Below are 20,961 nucleotides of genomic sequence, written 5' to 3' on the forward strand. Positions count from 1 at the left end.
GATCAGACATCCAGCGCCAGCACGATAGCGTCGGCGATCAGATCAACCTGCTCCGGTTTCATCTGACTGGTGCTGATACGGATAAATTGCCCCGGCCCGATGCGGCTGCGTTCGCCGGGCAGAACCGCAATACCACGCGCGGCCATCGTTACCAGCGCAAACTGTTCCGATGGCACGGGGATCCACATCGCCAGTCCGTCGCGGTCGGGGATATTCACGCCGCGAATGCGCAACGCATCGGACATGGCTTTGCGTCGCTCCGCATACACTTTTTTAGCCTGCGTAATCCCTTCCTGCGTTTTCGGATCGTTAATCAGCCACGCCAGCGCTTCCTGCAAAATACGGCTCGACCAGCCGGCACCAAAGTTACGGAATGATTTGATTTGTTTGATTAAATCCACCGATCCCGAAATCACCGCCAGCCGCAAATCCGGGCCGTACGCTTTGGAATAAGAACGGACATGCACCGTGCGGTCCGGCAGTTTGCTGCCCATACTCAGCGGCGCGTAACGTGACAACTGTCCGATTCCGTCATCTTCAATAATCAGTGTGTTACTTTGGCTGAGAATGTTGGCCAGCGCAGCATAACGTTCTGCGTTAATCGCATGGCCACAATGCGAATGGGTACGTGGCTGAAAAATAAAGGCTGAAGGATTTTTCAGCAGTGCCTGACTGAGTGATTCCGGCGTGGGGCCGAATTCGTCGCACTTCACCGGAATGACCTGCGCACCGAGATTGTCCAGCATATCCAGCAGGCGTGTGGCAGTCGGGTCTTCAATTGCCACCACCGAACCCTGCATCAGCAGGGTTTGCAGCGTCAGGTTCATGCCGTCAAATCCGCCATCCGCCGCCATAAAAGCGGGGGCGTCATAAGGCCAGTCCTGGCGTGCGGCCTCAAGCAGCGACGGCGCGATAGCCTCACGCTGATAACTGTTCAGATTGTCTGCGCCAACACCGCGCTGCATGGCTTCGTGCAAGTCAGGCAACAGTGCCGGATCCGGCGATGACAGCGCCAGATCCGCAATAATATGCTCACCAAAATTGCCGATTTTCTCGAAGCGTGCAGGTCGTGGAGACAGCATGTCGCCGCACACCCAGACGCCGTTTCGCCCCCGTCCGGCGATCACTTTCTGACGTCGCAACTGACCCCAGGCGGCTGAAACCGTGGCCGGACTGACGCCCAGCGCCTGCGCGAGTTCACGCACGGCGGGAAGATGCGTACCAATCTCGATCACACCGGATCGGATCATCGCTGCGGTTTCAATCGCAATGCCCCGCATGGAACGATCCTGTAATTGCGTCGCCAACCATTCTGCATCCAGCGTTTTTTCGAGAGAGTTTTCTGTCATTTTTTTGCCTTTTGTTCAGTAACAAAGATTCTATTGTACATATTAATTTATGCCATTAGTATCAAACTTAGCCAACGCAGGCGATAAAATAATCATCTTGCCGTGAAGATGATGGCCTTAGTAAAAGAATTTGGTGTGTTTTCGGGCAGGTTTGTAAACGCACAGTTGTTTTTCTGCATATTAACCATGCTGACACTTAAGGGGAAAGATGTGACGATTACCATCAGGCTGGCGGTTCGTGACTGGGATTATTTTACGCCGCTGGCATTAGGCGATCTTAAACCGGAAGGGTTTAATCTCGAGATAGACCGCGTGGGCACTTTGGTTGATAACCTGGGGACCAGCGATAAATACGATGCGGGTGAAGTGTCTTTCAGCCGTTATGCACAAGGGCGTGCGCGGGGCGAATCTGATTTACTGGCGATACCGCATTTTCTGATGCGCGGCTTCCGTCAGCGCTGCATCATCACCCGTGAAGACAGCCCGCTGACCGAACTTTATCAACTGGCCGGTAAACGTATTGGCCTGACCGGCTGGCAGGATTCCGGCAATACCTGGACCCGCACGTTGCTGGCACTTGAAGGTGTGGGCATTGAAGATGCGAACTGGTATGTCGGCCGCCTGACCGAAGCGCACCCGATTGTTGACCGTCTGGCCGGTTTTGGCCGCGAAGGGCGCATCGAAGCCGTGCCGGAAGAACGTCCTATGATGGAGTTGTTACAGGAAGGCTGGCTGGATGCGGTATTTACACCGTTTATGCCTGAGGGATTCTTCAAGCCTGATTCCGGTTTCCGTCAGTTCCAGCCGGATTTTCGTGCCGCCGAACTGGCCTATTTCAACCGCGTCGGGTACATCCCCGGTATTCACCTGCTGGCAATCAAACCTGCGCTGGCCGAAGAGCATCCGTGGTTACCGCAGGCGCTGAGCGAAATCATCGATCGCTCTTATGAAGTCTGGATGGATAAGCGCGCGAAATATGCCGACACCACGCCATGGTTGCTGGATGATTTACGTCGCACTGTGGTCGATTTACCTGCGGACTGGAATGCAAACGGTTACGCCGCCAATGAAAAGATGATCGACGATTTTGCGCAGGAATTACATGCCCAGGGGCTGACTGCCAGGCGCCTGACGCCGGGAGATTTGTTCCCGAACTTTGCTCAGTCACACTTAACCGATCGCTTTCATAAATAAGCGACGGGGGGAGTCAAAAATGAAAGTTGCATTAGGTCAGTTTGCGGTTTCCCGTGAATGGGAAGCCAACGTCGAAACCTGTCTTTCGCTGATGGCGAAATCTGTCGAAGCGGGCGTGGATTTGCTGGTGCTGCCGGAAGGCATTCTGGCGCGTGACATTACCGATCCGGATTTGGTTTTAAAAGCAGCACAACCTCTGGATGGCCCGTTTGTCAGTCAGTTGCTGGCGGCCAGTCGTGGCAATCAGATGACCACCATGATGAGCGTGCATACGCCTGCACCGGATGGCCGTGCATATAACGTGCTGATTTCAATCCGTAATGGCGAGATTATTTCTGAATATCAAAAGTTGCATCTTTATGATGCGTTCTCCTCTCAGGAATCAAAAAATGTCACGGCGGGTGACGAAGTACCGCCGCTGGTGAATGTCGCCGGGTTTAACGTCGGCCTGATGACCTGTTATGACGTGCGTTTCCCGGAACTGGCGCGGCGTCTGGTGCTCGACGGTGCCGATGTACTGGTGCTGCCTGCCGCGTGGGTGAAAGGCCCGCTGAAAGAAATGCATTGGGAAGTGCTGGTCACGGCACGCGCACTGGAAAACACCACCTATATGGTGGCCGTGGGTGAATGTGGCGAGCGCAATATCGGCAACAGTATGGTGGTTGATCCGCTGGGTGTGGCTATCGCCCGCGCAGCCGAGGCCCCGGCACTGGTGTTTGCCGAGCTGGATAAAGATCGTCTGGCGCATGCCAGAAAAGTGTTACCGGTGCTGGCAAACCGTCGTTTTGGTTTACCGCAACTGCGTAACGACTGAGTCTGTGCGCGGCCGGTCCTCAACGGCTGCCTCAGCGCTCATGCAGTACCGCGCCCTCACCAGGGGATGCGTTTGTTTTTTCTATAGATAAACAGCCATAAAAAGAAAAACCCGGAAAGTTGCCACGGAAGGTAATCACTATAAAACCACAACATTCATAAACTCACAGACCGACTTTTTACACAGAGGAAACAAGAGAATGATGGCAAAACAACTTCGTCAGATTGCTGTACTGACCGCTGCATTACTTTCCGTATCTTCCATAAATGCCTTTGCTGCTGAAAACGTGACAATCCCGACTCAGACGATGGATCCGGCGATCCACGCAAAATTACCTGCGGATATTCAGAAGTCAGGTGTGATGACCTCTGTGAATAACGGCTCTTTCCCTCCGTATGAAATCGTGACCAGCGCCAACGGTCTGGATGGCGCGAGTGCGGATCTGGCGCATGCGCTGGCACAAGTCATGGGGGTAAAAATAGAGCATGCTTCCGTGAGCGGCTTATCCGGCATCCTCAGCGGCATGGCCGCAGGACGCTACCAGATGGGCATCGGCCCGATCGGCGATTATCCTGATCGTCAGGCGAAAAATGATTTCATCGATTTCGTCAAAGAATATGTCGTCTTCGGGGTGCGCAAAGGTAACCCGGAAAATATCAATTCCCTTGATGATACCTGCGGTAAACGCATTGCCGTGATGGCGGGGGGATCGGCTGAACAGGTTATCCGTAAGCAGTCTGATGTGTGTGTCAAAGACGGCAAACCGGCCGTGACTGTACAGTCATTTGCCGATCAGCCTACGTCGATTCTGGCGGTTCGTTCTAACCGTTCCGACGCGTTCTTCTCTTCTCAGGCACCGCTGACCTATTTTGTGGAAAAAGCCAACGGTCAGCTTGAACTGACCGGCACCGGCAAATCCAACGGCTTTGGCGATATCTTCCAGGGGACGGTCGTCGCCAAAGACTCACCGGTTCGTGACGCGATCCTCGCCGGTTATCAGAAACTGTTCGACAACGGCACGTACGCCATCATCATGAAAAAATGGGGGCTGGAAGGCAATATGATTTCAGCACCGGGCATTAACCTGGCAAAGGCGCAGTCTAAATGACGGATAAATCGTATAGTTCAACGCCGGCAGTCAAGGACGACTATACGCAGGATCCGCGACGTAACGTTGAGTTTTCCCACGCACCGCGTAACTACGGCCGCTGGATTGCCTGGATAGTGGTGTTGCTGATTGCCGCTGATGTGGTTTGGGCCGTTTCGCACAACCCGAACTTCGAATGGCATGTGGTGGCGCAGTGGTTCACGGAAGGGTCGGTGATCAAAGGTCTGGGCGTCACGCTCGGCCTTACCGTGGTGTCGATGCTGCTCGGTGTGTTCATCGGGCTGATGCTGGCGATTGCCCGTTTGTCTGACAGCCTGTTGCTGAGAAGATTAGCAGGGCTGTATATCTGGTTCTTCCGCGGCACGCCGCTGCTGGTACAGTTATTATTCTGGTACAACATGTCGACGCTGTTCCCGCGCGTGGTACTCGGCGTCCCGTTTGGCCCGGAGTACATGAGCTGGAATACCAATGATCTGATCACGCCGCTGACCGCTGCCATTGCCGGTCTGGCGCTGAATGAAGCGGCATATATGGCAGAAATCATTCGGGCAGGCTTGCTGTCAGTCGATAACGGTCAGGCGGAAACCGCGCAGGCATTTGGCATGAGTCGTGGCCGTGCGCTGCGCCGGATCATCATTCCGCAGGCCATGCGTTCGATTATTCCGCCGACCGGTAACCAGCTGATCAGCATGATTAAAGCGACGTCGCTGGTCAGCGTTATCGCGATGGGCGATTTGCTGTATTCCGTGCAAACTGTCTACAACCGGACCTTTGAAGTGGTGCCTATGCTGATGGTAGCGGTGATCTGGTATCTGTTTATCACGTCATTGCTCAATCTCGGACAGTCTGCGATTGAACGCTATTATTCCCGCGGTACACGCCGGACGTTGCCAAATGCCAAACGGCGTCAGAGCAATGCGGAAGAAAAAACCGCGCCGATCATCAATTCACCGGGCATGGCCCAAAAGGAGGACTTATGAGTCAATTGCCCGCTGACGTACAGTCATCCGGACAAGCATCACTGGTGGTCGCCCGTAATGTGCATAAAAGTTATGGTGATAACGAAGTGCTGAAGGGGATTGATCTGGATGTGAAACCCAGCGAAGTGGTGGTGATCCTCGGGCCGTCGGGTTCAGGTAAATCGACATTCTTGCGCTGTATAAATCATCTGGAAGATATTGATCGCGGTTCCATTATGGTCGGTGGCGAGCAAATCGGTTATGAACTGCGCGGTGACCGTCTGCATAAACTGCCCGAACGGGCGATTGCGCGGCAACGCCGGGATATCGGCATGGTATTCCAGCAATTCAATCTTTATCCGCACATGACCGTATTGCAAAACATCATTGAAGCGCCGGTTGGTGTGCATAAAGAAAGCCGTCATGAAGCGGAGAAATATGCGCGTGAATTGCTGCAAAAAGTCGGCCTGAGTGATAAAGCGAATGCCTACCCGCGTCATCTTTCCGGTGGTCAGCAACAGCGCGTTGCTATCGCCCGTGCGCTGGCGGTGAAACCTAAACTGATGCTGTTCGATGAGCCAACGTCCGCCCTCGACCCTGAACTGGTGGGCGAAGTGCTGGCTACCATGCGGGATCTGGCAAAGCAGGGGCTGACGATGATTGTGGTGACGCATGAAATCGGTTTTGCGAAAGAGGCTGCAGATCGCGTGGTGTTTATGGATCGCGGCGTTGTCGTTGAGCAGGGGGCAGCGGATGATGTTCTGGTCAATCCGAAACATCAGCGGACACAGGCTTTCCTGAGCCGCTTTATCTGATCCGAAATCAAGTTTGCAGGTGGTTTGCTGTAAATAAAGACAGAAACCCTTTATGGGCGTGCTGTTCACGCTCATAATAACTCACTCTGGTCACAATGCGCACAGTTCCGGATCCGTTCTGTTACATTTTCGGGTTGTATTAACGTCGCGAATAGCCGTTAATAACGGCAAATTGTCACTGCTGTTTTCCAGCACTCAGTGTAAAGAAGGTATGTATGGAAGGTTTAAGTATTACTAAATTGTTGGTGGTCGGCGTGCTGATCGTTCTGTTGTTCGGTACCAGCAAACTGCGTTCTCTGGGCGGTGACCTGGGCGCGGCACTGCGTGGCTTTAAGAAAGCCATGAACGATGATCCGGCTCCCGCTTCTGCTGAAAAAACCGCAGAAGAAAAGCCAGCTCAACGTGTTGAGCACAAAGACTGAGTTTTCAGAACGCCAGTCTCCGGCCTCTTAGCAAACGAAAAAGGTTGTTCTTGCGAACAACCTTTTTGTCTTTCTGAAGCGAAAAAGTAACGAGATATTACTTAACTTCTAACCCTTTGGCTTGCAGGTCGGCGTGATAAGAAGAACGCACGAACGGACCGCAGGCTGCATGGGTGAAGCCCATTTCCATCGCTGCTTCTTTCATCTGATCAAACTCTTCAGGGCTCACATAACGCTGCACCGGAAGATGGTGACGGCTTGGCTGTAAGTACTGGCCGAGTGTCAGCATCGTTACGCCATGACGACGCAGATCGCGCATCACTTCGATAATTTCTTCGTTTGTTTCGCCCAGACCCACCATCAGACCTGATTTGGTTGGAATTTCCGGGTGCGCTTCTTTAAAACGTTGCAGCAGCGTCAGGGACCACTCGTAGTTAGCACCCGGACGAACCTGGCGGTAAACACGCGGCACGTTTTCCAGATTGTGGTTAAACACGTCCGGCGGGCTGGCGTTAAGAATTTCCAGCGCACGATCCATACGTCCACGGAAATCTGGTACCAGCGTTTCGATTTTGATGGTCGGGTTTTTTGCACGGATAGCCGTAATACAATCCGCAAAATGCTGAGCACCGCCGTCGCGCAAGTCATCCCGGTCAACCGAGGTGATCACGACATAACGCAGACCCATATCAGAAATAGTCTGTGCCAGTTTTTCCGGCTCGTTGGTATCAGGTGCGGTTGGACGACCATGTGCCACATCGCAGAACGGGCAGCGACGGGTACAAATGGCACCGAGGATCATGAACGTTGCGGTACCGTGGTTGAAGCACTCGGAAAGGTTAGGGCAGGCCGCCTCTTCACAAACGGAATGCAGGCCATTCTTGCGCAGTGCTGATTTAATGCCCTGAATTTTTGTTGAGTCGGCAGGCAGTTTGATTTTCATCCATGCCGGCTTACGTAACATTTCCTGCCGGTCACTGACCACGGTTTTCACCGGAATTAACGCCATCTTATCTGCATCGCGGTATTTGACGCCGCGTTCCATCTGAATCGGTTTACTCATAATCTTGCAGCTTCCAGGTTTGTCACTCGTTATCCGAGTTTTTTCAGGACATTCAATGAACTGGCTGATTCATCAAAAAAAGTAGAAATAATGCGGAAATTATATCATTGAAGCATCCCTTCGTTCAGCCCTTCGTCATGACCGGAAGTGCTAAATGCTGCAATTTTTTAACCTTAAACAGGAAGGGTTATCAAAAAAGGAGTCATTAATTGAATGTAATATTTTGAAAATACTAATTATTTTAACGGTTCCCTGAAGGGGCTGATGGGGTGTTAATGGTGTGTAAATATTTTCTCGCGCTCCCGATAAATGACAAAAACACGAGGTACGCGAGAAAAGATCAGTACAGCCGTATCAACTCTGCCCAAAAATCACGGCGGAGAAGGGGCGTAATGTTCTATCTGCCAGGGCAGATAATCAACTTGCTGATAATCAAGGCGATGGTTGAAGGATTTCACCAGAACCGGCATCACCTGATCGACCGTCAGCCCCGGTTTTTCGAGGCTAACCTGCGTCATTTCAAGGCCAGCATAACCACAGGGGTTGATGCGGTGGAAAGGCTCCAGATCCATATCAATATTTAATGCCAGGCCGTGTAACGAACAGCCTTTGCGGATGCGTAACCCCAGCGAACAAATCTTTTTGCCATCGACATACACGCCCGGCGCGTCCGCACGCGGATAAGCGTCGATAGAGAAGTGTGCCAGCGTATCCACCACCGTTTGCTCAATGGCCGTCACCAGTTGACGGACACCGAGTTTTTTTCGTTTTAAATCCACCATCACGTACATTACCTGCTGACCGGGACCGTGATACGTCACCTGACCGCCGCGATCGCTCTGGATAACCGGAATATCACCGGGCATCAGAACATGTTCAGCTTTGCCTGCCTGACCCTGCGTAAAGACACGGTGATGCTGAACCAGCCAGATTTCATCAAGCGAGTCGGCATTTCGGTGCTCAGTAAAATGGTGCATGGCCAGAGAAACCGGTTCATAGGGCTGAAGACCAAGCTGGCGCAGTACGATACGTTCTTGCGGATTTTGTGATTGCACGGCAGTTATCGTCATTGAAGAGGGGGAAAACGCGCGACAGTGTGACTCCCGCGCGGATCGGTCAGAAAGGGCTTACAGCACCATGCGGACAATTTCGATATTGCCCAGTTCATCGTACAGGGTTTCGACCTGGTCGATGTGAGTCGCAGTGATCGTAATCGAAACGGAGTGGTAATTCCCTTTACTGCTCGGTTTTACCTGAGGATTGTAATCGCCAGGCGCATGGCGTTGCACGACTTCCACAACCTGGTCTACCAGCTCGGGTTGTGCCAGGCCCATTACTTTGTAGGTAAAGGGACAAGGGAATTCGAGCAGTTCGTTCAGTTTGGTTTTCATGTGCACTCCAGCGTGTTGTACAGCGTATTAAGTGTTGTCTCTGAAAGTATAACTCCCGCCGTAGCGGGAGCTATAATCTATACCGGTTATATGGGGATTGTTGCAAACTTTTTCAAGCGGGCAACTTAGCCAAACCAGTGGTGGAACATCAGTTTGATGTAATCCACGATGCGACCGAAGAAGCCGCCTTCTTTCACTTCGTTCATGACCACCAGAGGGCGCTCATCAATGGTTTTGCCATCAAGCTGGAAGTTGATCGACCCAACCACCTGATTTTTCTGCAAGGGCGCATGCAGTTCCGGTGTGTTCAGCACGTAGCTGGCTTTCAGATCTTTCATACGACCACGTGGGATCGTCAGGTAAGCATCTTTCTCAACGCCCAGTGCGACGCGGTCGGTATCACCGAACCAGACAGGTTCTGACGCGAACTCTTTACCGGCTTTCAGCGGAGAAACGGTTTCGAAGAAACGGAAGCCCCAGGTCAGCAATTTTTTACTTTCAACTTCACGGCCTTTATACGTATGACCGCCCATCACTGCGGAGATCAGACGCATCTGGCCTTCTGTCGCAGAAGCTACCAGGTTATAGCCCGCTGAATCAGTATGACCGGTTTTAATGCCGTCAACATTCAAGCTGTTATCCCACAACAAACCGTTACGGTTCATCTGGCGGATATTGTTGAAGGTGAATTCTTTCTCTTTGTAGGTGGCATATTCTTCCGGTACATCACGGATCAGCGCCTGACCAATCAGCGCCATATCGCGGGCTGAGCTGTACTGGCCAGCGGCATCAAGACCATGAACGGTGCCGAAATGGGTATTTTTCAGACCCAGAGAGTTCACGTAATTGTTCATGATGGCAACGAAAGCATCCTGACTTCCGGCCACATGGTCGGCCATTGCCACACAGGCGTCGTTACCGGATTGCAGAATGATCCCGCGGTTGAGCTCAGAAACCGGTACACGGTCGCCGGGTTTGAGGAACATCAGGGAAGAGCCCTTGAACACCGGATTGCCGGTTGCCCAGGCGTCCGGACCCACGGTAACGATGTCGGTCGGAGAGATTTTGCCGGCTTTGATGGACTGACCGATAACATAACTGGTCATCATTTTAGTCAGGCTGGCTGGGTCGCGGCGCGCATCGGCATTCATTTCTGCCAGAACTTTGCCGGAGTTGTAGTCGATCAGGATATAGGCTTCAGCATCAATCTGCGGAACGCCAGGGATCATTGTTTTTAAATTAACATCGTCGGCATAGGCGGACGCTGCACTCAGAGTGATTACGGTGCCAAATGCGAGGCTTTTGACTAAACGTGAAGTATTTACAAGTTTCATGATCGGGACAACAACATCCGTGGGAGTAAGTGATAAACGTGCGCCACTATAGCAGAAGAGTCATAAGTCAGACATCTTCGATTACCGGCGCTTACTGACTTTTACTTATAAGGCAGGGGACTTATAAGAACGGGGCCGATGCCCCGTATTTTGAGATTACATGCCAGCAGTGACGAAAGACTGCTGCTGAGCTTCGCTGGCCAGTCGCTGTTTCAGCTGTTCGGCCTGCTGGCGGGTGCTGAACGGACCAAGCTGCACGCGATAGGTGCTGCCATTCGCCTGTACTTTACCGGGTACAGAGAAGCGCTGGCTGAGGCTTTTTTGCCACAGTTGCGCGTTCTGAGGATTACTCAGTGCGCCAACCTGTACCATAAATCCCGAGGAAGGAATGGCAGTGGTATGCGCAGGCGCTGCGGAGGCCGCAGCTGCTGCTACCGGCGCGGCACTGGCGACAGCAACCGGTGCTGTTACCGGTTCGCTGCCTTCTAACACACCCTGACGCAGAGGTGTTGGCGCGCTCAGAAACCCGCCGCCGCTGCTGTTACCGGACATCGTGGTCGCTGCTGGCGCAGAGGCTACGGCGCCGTTGTTATCTTCGTCATTCGTTAATGGCGCAGCATTAGGATTACTCAGGGTGCTGTTACTGATCGGGCGTACATCTGACGTATTCACCGGCTCTGCTGTCAGCGTAGGCGTACCCATGTTGCTGGCGCCTAAGCTTGGACGAGACGGTAATGCATAAGATTGTTTGGCGACGGTCGTACCAATAGTCCCCGGGCCGGAAAGCGTACCGTCAGGCGCAACGTTGATAAAATCAATGCGTACTTTGGTACTGTTGGTCAGGTTCAGACGGTCTGCCGCAGCCTGAGACAAATCGATAATTTTGCCCGGCACATAAGGGCCACGATCGTTAACACGCACGACCAGCATGCGTCCTGTCGCCATGTTGGTGACGCGGACATAGCTTGGGATCGGCAATGTCGGATGCGCAGCGGTCATGGCTGTCGGGTCGAATTCTTCACCGAGCGCGGTAGTGTTGCCTCCATTCTCCTGACTGTACCAGGCCGCTTGCCCTACCTGCGAAAAGTTGGACGGGTCTTTGATGATCTTATAGGTTTTACCGTTAACGGTATAATCCTGCATCGTGCCCTGATTATAAGGTTCGTAACGCGGATCAGCCCCGCCGATTTCTACCACAGGGCCATTGTAGGCTTGCTGCGGTGCCGGTTGTTGTTGCTGTGTATCTTCAGTGGCACAACCACTTAACAGCAAACCGATAATGACAGCTCCAAGCCACTCCTTACGCATTGCTCACCTCTATAAGTTTTTCGACAACATTTTTCGATGAGTATGTATCGACATAACGATACCAAACCCTGCCATTAGCACGATGAGTGCTGACCCGCCATAGCTGACCAGAGGCAAAGGTACCCCAACTACCGGGACAATACCACTGACCATGCCGATGTTAACAAACACATAAACGAACAGAATCAGCATCAGTCCGCCGGACATCACGCGGCCAAAAGTAGTCTGTGCATGGGCGGCGATCACCAGACCGCGCATGATCAGGCATAAGTACAGCCCAAGCAGCACCAGAACACCAATCAACCCCAATTCTTCGGCGAGTACAGCGAAAATAAAGTCGGTATGTCGCTCGGGCAGGAATTCCAGCTGAGACTGCGTGCCATGCAACCAGCCTTTGCCGGAAAAACCGCCAGAGCCGATGGCAATTTTAGACTGAATAATATGATAGCCCGCACCCAGCGGATCGCTTTCAGGATCAAGCAACATCATGACGCGGTCGCGCTGATAGTCGTGCATCAGGAAGAACCACAGGATCGGGATAAATGCGGCAACCAGCAGGGCGGCGACGGCAATCAGTTTCCAGCTCATGCCCGAAAGGAACAGCACGAATAAACCGGATGCGGCAATCAGAATCGAGGTGCCCAGATCGGGCTGTGCCGCGACCAGCAGGGTAGGGATGAAGATTAATGCCAGGGCAATCGCGGTATTTTTGAGTGAAGGCGGGCAAACGTCGCGGTTGATAAAGCGCGCGACCATCAGAGGCACGGCGATTTTCGCCAGTTCTGACGGCTGGAATTTAATGATCCCCAGATCCAGCCAGCGCTGTGCACCTTTACTGATACTGCCGAAGGCATCCACCAGCACCAGCAGGAAAACGCAGAAGATGTAGAGATAAGGTGCCCAGCTTTCGTAAACGCGCGGCGGGATTTGTGCCATGACCAGCATAATCACCAGACCCATCAGGATCTGGCCGATTTTACGTTCCATCATGCCCATGTCCTGACCACTGGCGCTCCACATCACGAACGCACTGTAGGTCAGCAGCGCGAGCACGATCAGCAACATCGTCAGGTCGATATGCATTTTCGACCACAATGATCTTTTTTGTTGGTTCTCAGTCATTGACGGTTAATCACCTTCGGTTCCCGGTGGCGCTGGCGCGTCAGCCGGTAATTGTGTCGTGTTGTCGCCCAGTAAAATGTGGTCGAGTATCTGGCGTGAAATTGTCCCCACTGCCGGACCCGCACCGCCATTCTCCAGAACTACGGCAACGGCCACGGTCGGTTTGTCATAGGGTGCAAAAGAGGTCATCAGCTTGTGGTCACGCAGATGCTCAGCGATTTTATGCGCATTATAGATTTCATTGGCTTTCAAACCGTAAACTTGTGCTGTCCCGGATTTTGCGGCGGCTTTATAAGGCGCGTCAGCAAAGTACTTGCGGGCCGTACCGTTCGGACGGTTTGCTACGCCATACATACCGTCTTTGGCAATTTCCCAATAGCCGGAATGAATATCGCCAATCTGGGTCGTTTCCTGTTGTTTGTACGGCACCTGCTGGCCGTCAACTTTGGTGCTCAGCAACAAATGTGGCGTTTTGACATTGCCGTCATTAATCAGCGTGGTCATGGCTTTCATGATTTGGATTGGAGTTGCGGTCCAGTAGCCCTGACCGATACCCACCGGAATGGTGTCGCCCTGATACCAGGGTTTTTTGAAGCGTTTAAATTTCCAGTCGCGGTTTGGCATATTCCCGCTACGTTCTTCTGATAAATCGATACCGCTGTACTGGCCGTAACCAAATTTGCCCATCCACTCGGAAAGACGGTCAATCCCCATATCATAAGCAACCTGATAGAAGAAGGTATCAGCCGATTCCTCAAGGGCTTTCGTCACATTCAGGCGACCATGCCCCCAGTGTTTCCAGTCGCGGTAACGCTTGTCTGAACCCGGTAACTGCCACCAGCCTGGATCAAACAGGGAGGTGTTTTTATTGATAACACCCGTTGTCAGCGCAGAAACTGAAATATACGGTTTCACAGTAGACGCTGGCGGATAAACCCCCTGCGTTGTCCGGTTGATCAGCGGCTTATTGGGGTCGTTAAGCAGCGTGTTGTAATCTTTACTGGAGATGCCATCCACAAACAGGTTCGGGTCATAACTCGGGTTAGACACCAGTGCACGGATGGCGCCATCGCGCGGATCGGTAACCACCACAGCGGCGCGGCTGCCGGTCAGCAAGACTTCAATATATTGCTGTAATGGCAAGTCGATCGTCAGGTAAATATCTTTGCCCGCCTGCGGCGGTTCTTCGTGTAGCTGGCGGATAACGCGGCCACGGTTGTTCACTTCAACTTCTTCATAGCCGGTTTTACCGTGCAGCGTATCTTCGTAATAGCGCTCAATGCCGAGCTTACCAATGTCGTGCGTGGCGGCATAGTTGGCCAGAATGCCATCTTTATCGAGGCGTTCAACGTCACGGTCATTGATTTTCGATACATAGCCGATAACGTGCGTCAGCGCTGAACCATACGGATAGTAGCGACGCTGATAGCCTTTGACTTCAACGCCGGGGAAGTGGAACTGGTTGACGGAGAAACGCGCAACCTGAACTTCAGTCAGGGCCGTTTTGACGGCAATAGACGTAAAGCGTCGCGAACGCTGGCGCTCTTTTTTGAAGTTATCGATATCTTCCTGCGTGAGGTCAACTATCGGTTTGAGGCCTTCAAGCGTGGCCTGCAAATCGTCCACTTTTTCCGGCACCAGTTCAAGCTGATAGATCGTGCGGTTCAGCGCCAGCGGCGTACCGTTGCGGTCATAGATAATGCCGCGGCTGGGCGCGATCGGCACCAGCTTGATACGGTTATCGTTAGAACGGGTTTGGTAATCCTGAAAACGGACAATTTGCAGATTATAAAGATTAAAAGCTAAAACGCCGCTAAGTAGCAGAATGCCGATAAACGCCACCAGTGCACGGCGCACAAAGAGGGCTGATTCAGCCGTATAGTCGCGAAAAGGGTTACGATCTATTTTCATCCCACTACTTAATTCATGTTGCTGACATTCACCACCCGTTATTCGCGGTGATATGGATGATTAGTGGTAATACTCCAGGCGCGATAAAGACTTTCCGCCACCAGAACCCGCACCAGCGGGTGAGGAAGCGTCAACGGAGAGAGCGACCAGCTCTGTTCCGCTGCTGCTTTACAGGCCGGTGCCAGCCCTTCCGGACCGCCGATCAACAGGCTGACATTGCGTCCGTCCTGCTTCCAGCGTTCCAGTTGTTGCGCCAGTTGCGGGGTTTCCCATGGTGTCCCTGGAATATCCAGCGTCACGATGCGATTCCCTTTACCGACAGCGGCCAGCATCTGCTCGCCTTCTTTTTCAAGAATGCGCTTGATGTCTGCGTTCTTCCCACGTTTCCCGGCCGGAACCTCTGTCAGTTCAAACGGCATATCTTTAGGGAAACGGTGCAGATAATCGTTAAAACCGGTTTGCACCCAGTCAGGCATTTTGGTGCCGACGGCGACAAGTTGCAGCTTCACGCATCAGCCCCAGAGTTTCTCAAGCTCATACAACTGACGGCTTTCTTCCTGCATAACGTGCACGATCACTTCGCCCAGATCGACAACCACCCAGTCAGCTTCATTAATGCCTTTCACACCCATGGCATCAAGGCCAACGGCTTTAATTTCTTCAACCAGATGCCCGGCGATGGACATGACATGGCGGCTTGACGTGCCGGTACAGATAATCATGCAGTCAGTAATACTGGATTTACCTTTAACATCAATGGCGATGATGTCTTGTGCTTTCAGGTCATCGACTTTATCGACAACAAAATCTTGGAGCGCTTTACCTTGCAAAGGTTCCCCCTGGGGATGTTTGAAACAATTGACCTCACGAGATGTCCGCCGGTGTGGCACCGAAGCAATGATCAATCTCATGAAGGATAAACATAGCGGTTGTCTGGAAAACAGCTTAAAACGTTTAACAATCAATACATTGTATTGGTTGATTACGCAGCGTTATCGAGAGCCGAAATTAAGCGGCGCAGTATAGCACGCGTTAGCTACTCGCGGTACAAGCCCTGTGATTCTATATAACGCTCAACGGCGGAAGGCAGTAAATCTGAGCAATCAAGACCCGCATGACGGCGTTCACGGATTTCAGTCGCTGAAATATCCAGCAATGGGGTATTGGCCTGATAAATGAATCCGGCCGGTTTTTGCTTAAGCGCATTGGCATCATTCACCCGATGGGCGTCATACCATTTCTGCAGTTCCGGTGTATCAAGTTGTTCCTGATAACCCGGACGCGCCATCACCACGATATGACAGAAATCCAGTAACGATTCCCAGCGGTGCCACTTATGCAGCGTCAGTAACGAATCCTGGCCAATGATAAACGCCAGCGGGCATTTGTCGCCATGTTCTTTACGTAACGTTGCAAGTGTCTCAATCGTGTAGGAGGGCGTATCAACAGCCAGCTCGCGGGGGTCGACTGAAAACAGCGCGTTATCCGCCACAGCCAGCTTCGCCATATGCAGACGTTGCTGCGGCGTGGCTTCGGGTTGTGGCCGGTGGGGAGGAACGTTGTTGGGCAGCAGGATCACCTGATCAAACCCGGCCTGCGCTGCCAGCGCTGCAACGGGTTTCAGATGACCATAATGGATCGGGTCAAACGTACCGCCAAAAAAAGCCAGCAGCTTTTCAGCGGTTGCAGAAGAATGTGCGGCGCGGCGCGGCATAACGGTGTCCTGCTTCAATACGAACCCAACTCCGTCAATCCGGTGGGTAAGGATTTCCCACAGAGTAGCATAGACAGGCTTTCAAGCTCGGCCCAGACTGACTGACCGTAATCCTGTTTTAGTGTGATTTCCATCTGGGTCAGTAAGCGAACGGCCTGAGACAGCTGGGCAAGAGACAGGCGTTGCAGTGCCTGAGTCACCAGCGCCCGGCGGTTTTGCCAGACTTTTTGCTGATCAAACAGGGTCCTGATCGGCGTCGTGTCCATTTTCCGTTTCAGATTGAGCAGCATCAGCAGCTCACGCTGTACGGTTCGCAGTAAAATAACCGGCTCGCTGTCTTCCTGTTGCAACTGACGCAAAATATGCCAGGCTCGCTTACTTTTCCCGGCCAGTAACGCATCCAGCCAGTGATAAGGTGTGAAATGTGCCGCATCGTTGACGGCCTCTTCGACGCGCGGTAGCGTGAGTTTGCCATCCGGATAGAGCAGGGAAAGACGCTCCAGCGACTGCGCCAGCGCCAGCAAATTTCCTTCATAGCAGTAGCACAAAAGCTGATTAGCCGGTTCATCGAGTTCAAGTGAAAGTTCTTTGGCGCGACGGGTCACCCAGCGGGGAAGTTGTGCCTGTTCGGGCGTCTGACAACTGACGAAAACACCTTTGTCACTTAACGCTTTAAACCAGGCGCTGTTTTCCTGCGCTTTAGTCAGTTTTGTACCGCGCAACAGCAGCAGAATATCGTCGTGGAGCAGGGTGGTCAGTTTGAGTAATTGTTCTGCCATCGGCGCCGTCGGGCCATTTTCGGGCAGAATAAGCATCAGGGTCTGCCGGCTGGCAAACAGGCTCAGGGCCTGACAGATGCTGAAGATGGACTCCCATTCGGTATGGGCGTCAAGAATGTAGGTGTAGTGCTCCTGGAAGTCAGCCTGCTGGGCAGCGTGACGTATGCTGTCCTGGCTTTCCTGCAAAAGCAAAGGGTCGTTTCCACATAACACATAACAAGCGCGCAGCCCCTCACGGAGCTGCGCGGCAAGTTGTTCCGGATAAACTCGGATCATTGTGCGGAAGGGGTGGCCGGTGCCGTGGAAGATGCCGCAGAGGCATCAGACGACGTCGTGGCTGATGAACCGGTAGAAATGACTTCTACCTGACGCCCGCCGACATCCTCTGCTTTCTGCAATTCTGAAGCATGGACGGTCAGCAACTTACGGATCAGTTGCTGCGCAGCCTGCTGGCGCATTTCCTCGATAATGATGTCCTGTTCGTTATCTTTGGCCAGCGCCGTTAACGGGTTGTCAAAGAAGGAACGGAACACTTTTACATGGATAGGATACAAATCCTTGCCAGGCATCAGAACCGTCGCATTAATGTTCATTTCCATCTGATATTCCGCAGTCTTACCGTCCTGGAAGATTGATGCGGTAGTCTGACCCACTGACTCAGCCCCAATGCGCAGCGACGGGATATCCTTACGCTGTTCTTTGGTCGGATCATCAACAATGGTCACATTACTTAGACGCAACTGGGTCCTGATATTACGAGTCAACGGACCATATGGATCCCCACTGTCCAAAACGATTGTTTTCAGTTCGTCAGGAACATTGGTTTTCCCACGTAAATGGAATCCACAACCTGCTGTAACCAGCACTGCTGCGGTGAGCAGCAATGTCATTATGGGATGTCGCACAGATCCTCCTTGACTCAACCTACAACCAGGTTAAGCAGTTTGCCCGGGACGTAGATTACTTTGCGAACCGTAACCCCATCCAGATATTTTGCGACCAAATGTTCTTCTGCCGCACGATCGCGCACTTGTTGCTCGGTAGCATCAGCGGCTACGGTGATTTTAGCACGCACTTTACCGTTCACCTGTACAACGACCAGCTTGGAATCTTCAACCATTGCCTGCTCATCAGCTTGTGGCCATGGCGCGGTATCCACGTCGCCTTCTCCTTGCAGCGACTGCCAGAGGCTGAAGCAGACGTGCGGAGTGAATGGATAAAGCATACGGACAACCGCCAGCAAGGATTCCTGCAGCAGCGCACGGTCCTGTTCGCTATCCTGAGGTGCACGACCCAGCTTGTTCATCAGTTCCATGATTGCCGCGATAGCGGTGTTGAAGGTCTGACGACGACCGATATCATCGGTCACTTTGGCGATGGTTTTATGCAAGTCACGACGCAGATCTTTCTGTGCTTCATTGAGAGAAGCCACATCCAGAGCGGCAACAGGACCTTTTTCTGTGTGCTCGAAGGCCAGTTTCCAGACACGTTTCAGGAAGCGGTTTGCCCCTTCAACGCCGGACTCTTGCCATTCCAGCGTCATTTCTGCCGGAGAAGCGAACATCATAAACAGACGCACGGTATCTGCACCGTATTTATCGACCATCACCTGCGGGTCGATGCCGTTGTTTTTAGACTTGGACATCTTGCTCATGCCCGCGTAAACCAGTTCGTGGCCTTGCGGGTCAGTGGCTTTGGTGATGCGACCTTTTTCATCACGTTCAACAATGGCATCCGCCGGGGAAACCCAGATACGTTCGCCGCTGTTACCGGTGTAGTAGAACGCGTCAGCCAGAACCATACCCTGACACAACAGGCGCTTGGCCGGTTCGTCAGACTCCACCAAACCTGCATCACGCATCAGTTTGTGGAAGAAGCGGAAATACATCAGGTGCATGATGGCGTGTTCAATACCACCGACATACTGATCGACTGGCAACCAGTAGTTGGCGGCCGCAGGATCCAGCATACCTTCGTCATATTGCGGGCAGGTGTAACGCGCGTAATACCAGGAAGATTCCATGAAGGTGTCAAAGGTGTCGGTTTCACGCAGACCCGGCATACCGTTGACGGTAGTTTTCGCCCACTCAGGATCCGCTTTAATCGGGCTGGTGATGCCATCCATTACGACGTCTTCGGGCAGAATAACCGGCAGTTGATCTTCAGGCGCAGGAATAACGGTGCCGTCTTCCAACGTGATCATCGGAATTGGTGCGCCCCAGTAACGTTGACGGGAAACCCCCCAGTCGCGCAGGCGATAGTTCACTTTGCGCTGACCGACACCCTGAGCAACCAGTTTATCGGCAATGGCATTGAAACCGTCTTCGTGACTGAGACCATCAAATTCGCCAGAATTGAACAGTGTACCTTTCTCAGTCATGGCTTCTGCGCTGACGTCAGGATGGCTGCCGTCCAGATTCAGGATAACCGGCTTGATCTGCAGATCGTATTTGGTGGCGAATTCCCAGTCGCGCTGATCGTGACCAGGCACGGCCATCACTGCGCCGGTACCGTATTCCATCAGCACGAAGTTAGCGACCCAGATTGGCAGCTTTTCACCAGACAGCGGGTGAATGGCAAACAGACCGGTTGCCATGCCTTTCTTTTCCATCGTCGCCATTTCTGCTTCGGCAACTTTGGTGTTACGGCATTCGTCGATGAAATCGTTCAGCGCAGGATTATTCTGTGCGCCCAACTGTGCCAGAGGATGACCGGCAGCCACAGCGACGTAGGTCGCGCCCATAAACGTATCAGGACGGGTGGTGTACACCGTGACTTTTTCATCGCTGTCAGCCACATCAAAGGTGATTTCCACGCCTTCGGAACGGCCAATCCAGTTGCGCTGCATGGTTTTCACCTGCTCTGGCCAGCTTTCCAGCGTGTCCAGATCGTTAAGCAGCTGATCGGCGTAATCGGTGATTTTGATAAACCACTGAGGAATTTCTTTACGTTCTACTTTGGTATCGCAACGCCAGCAGCAGCCGTCGATAACCTGTTCATTCGCCAGAACGGTCAGGTCATGCGGACACCAGTTCACTGCGGAGGTCTTCTTATAAACCAGACCTTTTTCGTACAGCTTGGTGAAGAACCATTGTTCCCAGCGATAATAATCAGGCTTACAGGTCGCGATTTCACGATCCCAGTCATAGCCGAAGCCCAGCAATTTAAGCTGGTTCTTCATGTATTCGATGTTTTCGTAAGTCCACGGCGCAGGTGCGGTGTTGTTTTTAACCGCTGCTCCTTCCGCTGGCAGGCCAAACGCATCCCAGCCAATCGGCTGCAGAACGTTTTTACCGAGCATGCGCTGGTAACGGGAAATCACGTCACCGATGGTGTAGTTGCGCACGTGTCCCATGTGGAGACGGCCTGATGGATAAGGCAACATGGAGAGGCAGTAATATTTCTCCTTGCCAGGCTGTTCGGTAACTTTGAAGGTTTGCTTCTCTTGCCAGTGAAGCTGAACGTGTGACTCGATGTCTTCTGGACGGTATTGCTCTTGCATGGCGGCCGGTGGTCCTGTGAGTGAAAACAGCTACGCCTGTAGCTCAAAAAGTTTTAATCAAAAGATCCGCATAGCATAGCTGATAAGCGGTTGGAGCAACAACACCCAGCGAAGGCTAAAGGGAATTTCTGTCCGCTTCTGGCGCAATATTCATAATCTGCGAGTCAGCGCGAGAT

The 20,961-nt window shown here is 52.6% G+C and carries 20 protein-coding genes; 6 read left to right on the forward strand and 14 right to left on the reverse strand.

Going from position 1 to position 20,961, the window contains the following annotated elements:
* Positions 1-2: 2 nt before the first annotated feature.
* Positions 3-1,349 carry an aminotransferase class I/II-fold pyridoxal phosphate-dependent enzyme gene (locus ABIC79_RS12060; RefSeq protein ID WP_013576510.1) on the reverse strand — a complete coding sequence of 449 codons (1,347 nt, stop codon included), beginning with the start codon at positions 1,347-1,349 and terminating at the stop codon, positions 3-5.
* A gap of 210 nt (positions 1,350-1,559) precedes the next feature.
* Between ABIC79_RS12060 and ABIC79_RS12065 the strand changes: the two genes are divergently transcribed.
* From ABIC79_RS12065 to tatE, 6 genes are all read left to right on the forward strand, one after another.
* Positions 1,560-2,543: a substrate-binding domain-containing protein gene (locus tag ABIC79_RS12065; protein ID WP_121019805.1), complete on the forward strand. Its 984-nt coding sequence runs from the start codon at positions 1,560-1,562 to the stop codon at positions 2,541-2,543.
* 19 nt (positions 2,544-2,562) lie between these two features.
* Positions 2,563-3,357: a deaminated glutathione amidase gene (locus ABIC79_RS12070; RefSeq protein ID WP_015690273.1), complete on the forward strand. Its 795-nt coding sequence runs from the start codon at positions 2,563-2,565 to the stop codon at positions 3,355-3,357.
* 199 nt (positions 3,358-3,556) lie between these two features.
* Entirely contained in the window at positions 3,557-4,465 is a 909-nt protein-coding gene (locus ABIC79_RS12075) for an ABC transporter substrate-binding protein (protein WP_013576507.1), read from the forward strand.
* Positions 4,462-5,445, forward strand: coding sequence for an amino acid ABC transporter permease (locus ABIC79_RS12080; RefSeq protein ID WP_013576506.1), 984 nt, complete (start codon positions 4,462-4,464; stop codon positions 5,443-5,445). Before ABIC79_RS12075 ends, ABIC79_RS12080 begins: the two co-directional genes overlap by 4 nt.
* The gene (locus tag ABIC79_RS12085; RefSeq protein ID WP_013576505.1) at positions 5,442-6,239 is read left to right on the forward strand and encodes an amino acid ABC transporter ATP-binding protein; all 798 of its coding nucleotides are present in this window, start codon (positions 5,442-5,444) and stop codon (positions 6,237-6,239) included. The genes ABIC79_RS12080 and ABIC79_RS12085 overlap by 4 nt, the downstream gene beginning before the upstream one ends.
* Before the next feature lie 215 nt (positions 6,240-6,454).
* The gene (gene tatE / locus ABIC79_RS12090; protein WP_013576504.1) at positions 6,455-6,661 is read left to right on the forward strand and encodes a twin-arginine translocase subunit TatE; all 207 of its coding nucleotides are present in this window, start codon (positions 6,455-6,457) and stop codon (positions 6,659-6,661) included.
* Positions 6,662-6,758: 97 nt separating this feature from the next.
* Here tatE and lipA read toward each other — a convergent pair whose 3' ends face one another.
* The 13 genes from lipA to leuS form a co-directional block, all read right to left on the reverse strand.
* Complete coding sequence (gene lipA, locus ABIC79_RS12095) at positions 6,759-7,724, reverse strand: lipoyl synthase (RefSeq protein ID WP_013576503.1); 966 nt, start codon at positions 7,722-7,724, stop codon at positions 6,759-6,761.
* A gap of 371 nt (positions 7,725-8,095) precedes the next feature.
* Entirely contained in the window at positions 8,096-8,794 is a 699-nt protein-coding gene (gene lipB, locus ABIC79_RS12100) for a lipoyl(octanoyl) transferase LipB (RefSeq protein ID WP_013576501.1), read from the reverse strand.
* Positions 8,795-8,851: 57 nt separating this feature from the next.
* Positions 8,852-9,115 carry a DUF493 family protein YbeD gene (gene ybeD / locus ABIC79_RS12105; protein ID WP_013576500.1) on the reverse strand — a complete coding sequence of 88 codons (264 nt, stop codon included), beginning with the start codon at positions 9,113-9,115 and terminating at the stop codon, positions 8,852-8,854.
* A gap of 125 nt (positions 9,116-9,240) precedes the next feature.
* Positions 9,241-10,449 carry a D-alanyl-D-alanine carboxypeptidase DacA gene (dacA, locus tag ABIC79_RS12110; protein ID WP_013576499.1) on the reverse strand — a complete coding sequence of 403 codons (1,209 nt, stop codon included), beginning with the start codon at positions 10,447-10,449 and terminating at the stop codon, positions 9,241-9,243.
* Positions 10,450-10,605: 156 nt separating this feature from the next.
* Entirely contained in the window at positions 10,606-11,757 is a 1,152-nt protein-coding gene (rlpA, locus tag ABIC79_RS12115; RefSeq protein ID WP_217217956.1) for an endolytic peptidoglycan transglycosylase RlpA, read from the reverse strand.
* Between the two features lie 9 nt (positions 11,758-11,766).
* A complete protein-coding gene (mrdB, locus tag ABIC79_RS12120) occupies positions 11,767-12,879 on the reverse strand; it encodes a peptidoglycan glycosyltransferase MrdB (RefSeq protein WP_013576497.1) in 1,113 nt (370 codons plus the stop codon).
* A 6-nt stretch (positions 12,880-12,885) separates the two neighbouring features.
* Entirely contained in the window at positions 12,886-14,790 is a 1,905-nt protein-coding gene (gene mrdA / locus ABIC79_RS12125; RefSeq protein ID WP_013576496.1) for a peptidoglycan DD-transpeptidase MrdA, read from the reverse strand.
* A 38-nt stretch (positions 14,791-14,828) separates the two neighbouring features.
* The gene (rlmH, locus tag ABIC79_RS12130; protein WP_013576495.1) at positions 14,829-15,299 is read right to left on the reverse strand and encodes a 23S rRNA (pseudouridine(1915)-N(3))-methyltransferase RlmH; all 471 of its coding nucleotides are present in this window, start codon (positions 15,297-15,299) and stop codon (positions 14,829-14,831) included.
* 3 nt (positions 15,300-15,302) lie between these two features.
* On the reverse strand, positions 15,303-15,620 hold the full coding sequence (gene rsfS / locus ABIC79_RS12135; protein ID WP_015698163.1) for a ribosome silencing factor: 318 nt from the start codon (positions 15,618-15,620) through the stop codon (positions 15,303-15,305).
* Positions 15,621-15,826: 206 nt separating this feature from the next.
* Positions 15,827-16,504: a nicotinate-nucleotide adenylyltransferase gene (gene nadD / locus ABIC79_RS12140; RefSeq protein ID WP_013576493.1), complete on the reverse strand. Its 678-nt coding sequence runs from the start codon at positions 16,502-16,504 to the stop codon at positions 15,827-15,829.
* 14 nt (positions 16,505-16,518) lie between these two features.
* The gene (gene holA / locus ABIC79_RS12145; protein WP_013576492.1) at positions 16,519-17,559 is read right to left on the reverse strand and encodes a DNA polymerase III subunit delta; all 1,041 of its coding nucleotides are present in this window, start codon (positions 17,557-17,559) and stop codon (positions 16,519-16,521) included.
* Positions 17,556-18,188 carry an LPS assembly lipoprotein LptE gene (gene lptE / locus ABIC79_RS12150; protein WP_037037035.1) on the reverse strand — a complete coding sequence of 211 codons (633 nt, stop codon included), beginning with the start codon at positions 18,186-18,188 and terminating at the stop codon, positions 17,556-17,558. The genes holA and lptE overlap by 4 nt, the downstream gene beginning before the upstream one ends.
* A gap of 14 nt (positions 18,189-18,202) precedes the next feature.
* Entirely contained in the window at positions 18,203-20,785 is a 2,583-nt protein-coding gene (gene leuS, locus ABIC79_RS12155; protein WP_354567240.1) for a leucine--tRNA ligase, read from the reverse strand.
* Between the last annotated feature and the right edge of the window lie 176 nt (positions 20,786-20,961).

It is taken from the genome of Rahnella sp. 2050 (assembly GCF_040544515.1).
GTDB lineage: Bacteria > Pseudomonadota > Gammaproteobacteria > Enterobacterales > Enterobacteriaceae > Rahnella > Rahnella aceris.

Coding starts and splice junctions, on each gene's coding strand:
- ABIC79_RS12060 (WP_013576510.1), bottom strand. CDS start 1,349: ATGACAGAAAACTCTCTCGAAAAAACGCTGGATGCAGAATGGTTGGCG.
- ABIC79_RS12070 (WP_015690273.1), top strand. CDS start 2,563: ATGAAAGTTGCATTAGGTCAGTTTGCGGTTTCCCGTGAATGGGAAGCC.
- ABIC79_RS12075 (WP_013576507.1), top strand. CDS start 3,557: ATGATGGCAAAACAACTTCGTCAGATTGCTGTACTGACCGCTGCATTA.
- ABIC79_RS12080 (WP_013576506.1), top strand. CDS start 4,462: ATGACGGATAAATCGTATAGTTCAACGCCGGCAGTCAAGGACGACTAT.
- ABIC79_RS12085 (WP_013576505.1), top strand. CDS start 5,442: ATGAGTCAATTGCCCGCTGACGTACAGTCATCCGGACAAGCATCACTG.
- tatE (WP_013576504.1), top strand. CDS start 6,455: ATGGAAGGTTTAAGTATTACTAAATTGTTGGTGGTCGGCGTGCTGATC.
- lipA (WP_013576503.1), bottom strand. CDS start 7,724: ATGAGTAAACCGATTCAGATGGAACGCGGCGTCAAATACCGCGATGCA.
- lipB (WP_013576501.1), bottom strand. CDS start 8,794: ATGACGATAACTGCCGTGCAATCACAAAATCCGCAAGAACGTATCGTA.
- ybeD (WP_013576500.1), bottom strand. CDS start 9,115: ATGAAAACCAAACTGAACGAACTGCTCGAATTCCCTTGTCCCTTTACC.
- dacA (WP_013576499.1), bottom strand. CDS start 10,449: ATGAAACTTGTAAATACTTCACGTTTAGTCAAAAGCCTCGCATTTGGC.
- rlpA (WP_217217956.1), bottom strand. CDS start 11,757: ATGCGTAAGGAGTGGCTTGGAGCTGTCATTATCGGTTTGCTGTTAAGT.
- mrdB (WP_013576497.1), bottom strand. CDS start 12,879: ATGACTGAGAACCAACAAAAAAGATCATTGTGGTCGAAAATGCATATC.
- mrdA (WP_013576496.1), bottom strand. CDS start 14,790: ATGAAAATAGATCGTAACCCTTTTCGCGACTATACGGCTGAATCAGCC.
- nadD (WP_013576493.1), bottom strand. CDS start 16,504: ATGCCGCGCCGCGCCGCACATTCTTCTGCAACCGCTGAAAAGCTGCTG.
- holA (WP_013576492.1), bottom strand. CDS start 17,559: ATGATCCGAGTTTATCCGGAACAACTTGCCGCGCAGCTCCGTGAGGGG.
- leuS (WP_354567240.1), bottom strand. CDS start 20,785: ATGCAAGAGCAATACCGTCCAGAAGACATCGAGTCACACGTTCAGCTT.